Source organism: Paraburkholderia sp. JHI2823 (assembly GCF_038900695.1).
In the GTDB taxonomy this organism is placed as follows: Bacteria; Pseudomonadota; Gammaproteobacteria; order Burkholderiales; family Burkholderiaceae; genus Paraburkholderia; species Paraburkholderia mimosarum.
The window spans coordinates 160,664-167,575 of sequence record NZ_JAYMRY010000014.1; the positions used below are offsets into that span (position 1 = coordinate 160,664).

Here is a 6,912-nt window from a genome sequence, read left to right on the forward strand (position 1 = left end):
CATATGAGGATCACCCGTTGGCCAACAGCCGCATTGCTGGTTGCGATGGCCGCTACCGCCTATGCGGGCGACAGCAGCAACGACATGCCATATCCCTTGCCGATGCAGCTGATGCCGATGCCCGAAAACTATGGCGCACACGTGCGTGCCGAGTTGCTGCTAAAGCGCATGACGCAGGACGAAAAGCTCCAGTTCATTCATTCCGAATATCAAATGAGCGCTGTCCCCGGCGGCGGCGCGGGCTACATCCAGGGCGTGCCGCGTTTGGGCATTCCCGATCTGAACATGGTCGACTCAGCAACCGGTTCCGGTAGCACGAGCCAGAAGAGCACGACCTTCCCCGCCACGATCGCGCTGGCGGCAAGCTGGAATCCGTACCTCGCGCACGAGTTCGGCGCGCGCATCGCCGATCAGTTGCGCGACCAGGGGTTCGGCATGGGACTCGGCGGCGGCACGAATCTCGCGCGCGAACCGCGTGGCGGTCGTCTCTTCGAGTACCTCGGAGAAGATCCCGTGCTCGCGGGGGAGATGCTGGCTGCGCGCACGATCGGCACACAGAGCCATCAGGTGATTGCCACGATAAAACACTACGTCGGCAACGAACAGGAAACAGGGCGCCAGGGTGGCAATAGCCAGATCGACGAGCGCACGCTGCGCGAACTCTATCTGCTGCCGTTCGAGATCGCGGCGAAGGAGGGGCGGCCGGGCAGCGTCATGTGCAGCTACAACCGGCTGAACGGCACCTACGCGTGCGAGAACACGCATGTGCTGACCGATGTCCTGAAGAAGGACTGGGGCTTCCAGGGGCAGATACAGTCGGACTGGGGCGCGACGCATAGCACGGCGGCGTCGATCAACGCGGGGCTCGACGAAGAAGAGGACGTCGGGCCGACGGTCTATCTCACGCCCGATCTCGTCAAGCAGGCAATTGCCGCGAACGCGGTTTCACAGGCGCGTCTTGACGACATGGTGCGCCGCAAGCTCTACGTGATGATCAGCACGGGCGTGCTGGATCATCCGGCGCAGGGCGGCGCGGCGATCGACTTTGCGAAATATGATGCGTTCACGCAGGCGGCTGAAGAGCAATCGATCGTTCTCCTCAAGAACGACGGCGGCCAGTTGCCGCTTTCGGCGCCGAGCCTGCGCAAGATCGCGGTGATCGGTGCTCACGCCGATGCGGCCGTGCTGACCGGCGGCGGTTCCGGCAATACGCGCGATCCGGTCACCGGCAACTTTTCGGGATGCGGCGGGCTGTCGTTCGCATCGTCGACGGGCTGCGGATGGTGGACGAACCCGTGGCTCAAGCTCGATACGCCGATCGTCAAGGCGATCCAGCAGCTCGCGCCTTCGGCGCAGGTGAGCTTCGCGGGCAACAGCGACCAGACACAGCCGTTCCGCGCCTATACACCGCAGGAGATCAGCCAGGCCGTGACGCTCGCTAGCCAGTCCGATGTGGCAATCGTCGTCGTGGCGCAACCTGCAGGGGAAGACTTCGGTGATCTGCGGAGCCTGGGTCTCGCGAATCCGACGAATCAGGATCAACTCGTCGAAGCCGTTGCGAAGGCCAACCCGCACACGATCGTGATCATCGAGAGCGGCAACCCGGTGCTGATGCCGTGGAAGGACCAGGTTTCGGCGATCGTCGAGGCGTGGTATCCGGGCGAGGGTGGCGGCAAGGCGATCGCGAACGTCTTGTTCGGCCAGGTGAACCCTTCAGGCAAACTGCCGGTCACGTTCCCGGTACGCGACCAGGACACGCCGACCTGGGGCACGAACGGCGCGTTCGCGACAGATCCGGTTTACGCCGAAAAACTGAACATGGGTTATCGCTGGTATGACGCGAATAACCTCACGCCGCTTTACGAGTTTGGCTATGGCCTTTCGTACACGCACTTCAGCTATTCGGGGCTCACGGTGACGCAGGGCCCGGGCCATACGATCACGGCTTCGTTCACGGTGCGCAACGATGGGCGCGTGGCTGGCGCGGAAACCGCACAGGTCTATCTTGGCGTGAGCTATGCGGGCGAGCCGCCGCGCCGTCTGGTGGGCTTCCAGAAGGTGTATCTGAAGCCGGGCCAGGCGCGGCCGGTGCGCGTGACGATCACCGAACGCGCGCAGAGCGTGTGGGACACGGCGCGCAATGACTGGACCTACGTGCCCGGCAGCGCGGTGTACGTTGGCGCGTCGTCGCGCGATATCAGGCTGCAAAGCCGTTAGCACAGGGGCGCCCGGAGGCCGCGTTGGCGGCTCGCGGGCGCTTTGTGTGCTTGAGAATGACCGACTTTCTCTTGTTGCTTTGGAAGCATTCGATGCGTTATTCGGCGAGCCCGCGTATGCACCGCGGGTAATCCCCATCCAATATCAAACCACATAGCGGGTAGACTTACCCACCCGTTCGTGGGCCTTCCGCCGTTTGTGCGTATTCCGACACGCCGTCGCGCTCTACCGTGGCGCCCCTCGTGGCGCCGCGCGCACGCGACGCATGGAAGCTGAACCGATAACAAATACTAAATCAGCCATGGGACTGATCACACGCGCCGTGAACTGGTTTATCGAGGGCACGCACCGAGGTCGTATCGCCGTCGTCCTCGCGCCATTGTGGGTGAGCGTCGTCGCGGCGGCCGCGCTGGCCGTGTCTTTTCGTGCGGCGATTACCTGGGTCCTGGTGCTGGCGGTGCTCACATGCACCGCGGTGCTGGTGCTATGCCTGTGCGAACGTCTTGCCGCCCGCCTGCGCCTGAGCGAGGAGCGCTTAAGCCTCGGTTTCGAAGGAATCAATGCCGGGCTGTGGGACTGGGATCTGGTCGGCGACCGCGCTTACTACTCGCGCTATCTCTATCGTCAGCTCGGATATGGCGACGGTGACCTCCCCATGGACACCCCCGCTTTCAACGCGCTCGTACACCCAGCTGACCTGCTGCGTCTGCGCGAAACCATCATCAGCCATCTGAAGCATCACACGCTCTACGACGTCGAATACAGGCTGCGCATGGCCGATGGCCAATACCTCTGGTGCAGAGGGCGTGGCACGGCAATACGCGACGAGCGTGGCCGGGCGACGCGTATCGTCGGTTGCCTCTTCGACATTTCCGAACTCAAGCGCGCCGAAGCGGCCGCGGCGAAGGAAAAGAGCCTCACCGCGGCGACGCTCGCCTCCATCGACGACGGTGTGATCCGCATGGACAACCAGGCGTGCGTGACCTATTGCAACGCTGCCGCCGAGCGCATGCTGGGGCGCTCCGCGAGCGATATCTGCATGAAGCCTCTGTTCGATGTCTGCGATCTCTACGACGAACGCTCCTGCAATATCGTCACTGCGCAATGCATGCACAACCCCGCAGCTGCGCTGGCCGACGATACGGATCGACGGCTTTCGGTGACACGACCGGACGGGTCGCTCCTGCCCGTGGCCTGTTCAGTGGCGACCATACGCGATGATGAAGGGGGCGTGCTGGGGACGGTGATGGTGCTTCGCGACGCCAGCACGGAGCGCAAGCACGCGGCCGAACTCGAGTATCAGGCTACGCACGATCATTTGACCGGTTTGCTGAATCGCCGCGAATTCGAGCGCAGGTTAGCGGGCCTGCTCGACAAGCGAGGGGAGGGCTCTCACGTGGTGATGTTCCTCGACCTCGATCAGTTCAAGATAGTGAACGACACATGTGGCCACGCGGCCGGCGACGAGTTGATCCGCAGCGTGGGCACCGCCTTGAAGCAACAATTGCGCGCTGCCCACATACTCGCGCGCCTCGGCGGCGACGAATTTGGCGTCGTTCTACCGGAATGCCGGATCGAGGACGCCCTGCGCATTGCTGAGGACTTGCGCGAAGCGGTGACGGTGATCCGTCTGCCGTGGGATCAGCGGTTGCTGACGACTGGCGTGAGCATCGGTGTCGTGTGCGTGGAGGCCGCGCTGAAATCGACGTGGGACATCATGAAGGCGGCCGACGTCGCCTGCTACATGGCCAAGGAGAAGGGCCGCAACCGCGTGCATCAGTACAGCCTCGAAGATCAGCTTCAGTCGACGACGCATACGCAGATGGAGTGGGTGGCCCGCGTGAAGGCCGCCCTCGAGCACGGCCGCTTTCGCCTGTACGCCCAGCAGATAAGGTCGCTGAAGCAGGATGGTCCCGGAGAGCAGGTGCACGTTGAACTGCTGCTGCGGATGATCGGCGAATCGGGCGAGGTGATTCCTCCAGCGTATTTCATCGGGGCGGCCGAGCGCTTCAATCTGATGCCGCTCGTTGATCGCTGGGTGATCGGCCGCGCATTCGAGGCCATCGCGGCGGGCCATCTCACGGCGAACGTCTGGTCGATCAATCTCTCCGGCGCGTCGCTCGGCGACGAGGCGCTGCTTGCCTATATCCTGCAGCAGCAGGAGCGCTGCGGCATCAGCTTCTCGAGCGTCTGCTTCGAGATCACCGAGACGGCCGTCATCACGAACCTCACGAAAGCGATTGCGCTCATGGTGAGCCTACGCGCGCTAGGGTGCCGCTTCGCCCTCGATGATTTCGGCGCCGGCATGTCCTCGTTTACCTATTTGAAGAGTCTGCCTGTCGATTACCTGAAAATCGACGGCAGCTTCGTGCGTGGTATCGCCAGCAGCGATCTCGACCGGACGATCGTCCAGTCCATTCACCAGGTGGCGCACGCGGCCGGCAAGGCAACGATCGCTGAATTCGTGGAAAACGAGGCGATCATCGGGCGCCTGAGCGGAATCGGTATCGATTACGCACAGGGTTTCTGCGTCGGCTTGCCCGAGCCGCTTCCCGAAGGAATCGGCGAGACCGTGGCGGCCTGATTTGCGACGGCGGACGAACCGGGCGGCATGCACCATCGAGCAGGTGCGAGCGCCGTGTGTCGTCTGGCCTGATGAAATACTGCGCTTATCGAACAGGCCGACCGGGGCGGCGGAATTGGCGTAGCGGCCCTCAAAAAAATAAATATTCCAAATGCGCTTGACGGCATCCGGAATGACCCGCATAATTCGCCTCCTTCGCTGATCGCTGCGAACGAAAACGAAGCGATTAAGACGAATTGCTCTTTAAAAATTTACAGCCGATAAGTGTGGGCGCTTGATGCGGTGGCGGCCCGGCCTTGCCTTTCGGGGTGAAGCCGGAACAGCAAAAGTATCAAGAGTCTCACACTAAAGTAAGTCAGGTTTTTGAATTTATTCAAGACCTGTCAGCTTTGAGTGAGCGACCGGTTCTTAACCGAACCGAAAACAGTAACAGGTATTGAACTGAAGAGTTTGATCCTGGCTCAGATTGAACGCTGGCGGCATGCCTTACACATGCAAGTCGGACGGCAGCGCGGGCTTCGGCCTGGCGGCGAGTGGCGAACGGGTGAGTAATACATCGGAACATGTCCAGTAGTGGGGGATAGCCCGGCGAAAGCCGGATTAATACCGCATACGATCCATGGATGAAAGCGGGGGACCGAAAGGCCTCGCGCTATTGGGGTGGCCGATGGCGGATTAGCTAGTTGGTGGGGTAAAGGCCTACCAAGGCGACGATCCGTAGCTGGTCTGAGAGGACGACCAGCCACACTGGGACTGAGACACGGCCCAGACTCCTACGGGAGGCAGCAGTGGGGAATTTTGGACAATGGGCGCAAGCCTGATCCAGCAATGCCGCGTGTGTGAAGAAGGCCTTCGGGTTGTAAAGCACTTTTGTCCGGAAAGAAATCCTCTGGGTTAATACCCCGGGGGGATGACGGTACCGGAAGAATAAGCACCGGCTAACTACGTGCCAGCAGCCGCGGTAATACGTAGGGTGCGAGCGTTAATCGGAATTACTGGGCGTAAAGCGTGCGCAGGCGGTGATGTAAGACCGATGTGAAATCCCCGGGCTTAACCTGGGAACTGCATTGGTGACTGCATCGCTGGAGTATGGCAGAGGGGGGTAGAATTCCACGTGTAGCAGTGAAATGCGTAGAGATGTGGAGGAATACCGATGGCGAAGGCAGCCCCCTGGGCCAATACTGACGCTCATGCACGAAAGCGTGGGGAGCAAACAGGATTAGATACCCTGGTAGTCCACGCCCTAAACGATGTCAACTGGTTGTCGGGCCTTCATTGGCTTGGTAACGTAGCTAACGCGTGAAGTTGACCGCCTGGGGAGTACGGTCGCAAGATTAAAACTCAAAGGAATTGACGGGGACCCGCACAAGCGGTGGATGATGTGGATTAATTCGATGCAACGCGAAAAACCTTACCTACCCTTGACATGGACGGAATCCTGGTGAGAGCCGGGAGTGCCCGAAAGGGAGCCGTCACACAGGTGCTGCATGGCTGTCGTCAGCTCGTGTCGTGAGATGTTGGGTTAAGTCCCGCAACGAGCGCAACCCTTGTCCCTAGTTGCTACGCAAGAGCACTCCAGGGAGACTGCCGGTGACAAACCGGAGGAAGGTGGGGATGACGTCAAGTCCTCATGGCCCTTATGGGTAGGGCTTCACACGTCATACAATGGTCGGAACAGAGGGTTGCCAAGCCGCGAGGTGGAGCCAATCCCAGAAAACCGATCGTAGTCCGGATCGCAGTCTGCAACTCGACTGCGTGAAGCTGGAATCGCTAGTAATCGCGGATCAGCATGCCGCGGTGAATACGTTCCCGGGTCTTGTACACACCGCCCGTCACACCATGGGAGTGGGTTTTGCCAGAAGTGGCTAGTCTAACCGCAAGGAGGACGGTCACCACGGCAGGATTCATGACTGGGGTGAAGTCGTAACAAGGTAGCCGTATCGGAAGGTGCGGCTGGATCACCTCCTTTCCAGAGCTTGTCGTTCGCTGCGTTAAAGCGCTCACACTTGTCGGCTGTAAGAAAGACAGACTCAGGGGTCTGTAGCTCAGTCGGTTAGAGCACCGTCTTGATAAGGCGGGGGTCGATGGTTCGAATCCATCCAGACCCACCA

At 60.8% G+C, this 6,912-nt stretch carries 2 protein-coding genes, 1 tRNA gene and 1 rRNA gene; all 4 read left to right on the forward strand.

Features of this window, described 5'->3' with window-relative positions:
• Positions 1–3: 3 nt before the first annotated feature.
• The 4 genes from VSR34_RS17730 (at position 4) to VSR34_RS17745 (ending at position 6,912) form a co-directional block, all read left to right on the forward strand.
• Positions 4–2,217: a glycoside hydrolase family 3 C-terminal domain-containing protein gene (locus tag VSR34_RS17730; RefSeq protein ID WP_342963096.1), complete on the forward strand. Its 2,214-nt coding sequence runs from the start codon at positions 4–6 to the stop codon at positions 2,215–2,217.
• A gap of 301 nt (positions 2,218–2,518) precedes the next feature.
• Complete coding sequence (locus VSR34_RS17735; RefSeq protein WP_342963097.1) at positions 2,519–4,801, forward strand: EAL domain-containing protein; 2,283 nt, start codon at positions 2,519–2,521, stop codon at positions 4,799–4,801.
• Positions 4,802–5,239: 438 nt separating this feature from the next.
• A 16S ribosomal RNA gene (locus VSR34_RS17740) occupies positions 5,240–6,770 on the forward strand.
• A gap of 65 nt (positions 6,771–6,835) precedes the next feature.
• Positions 6,836–6,912: transfer RNA gene (locus VSR34_RS17745), tRNA-Ile, on the forward strand.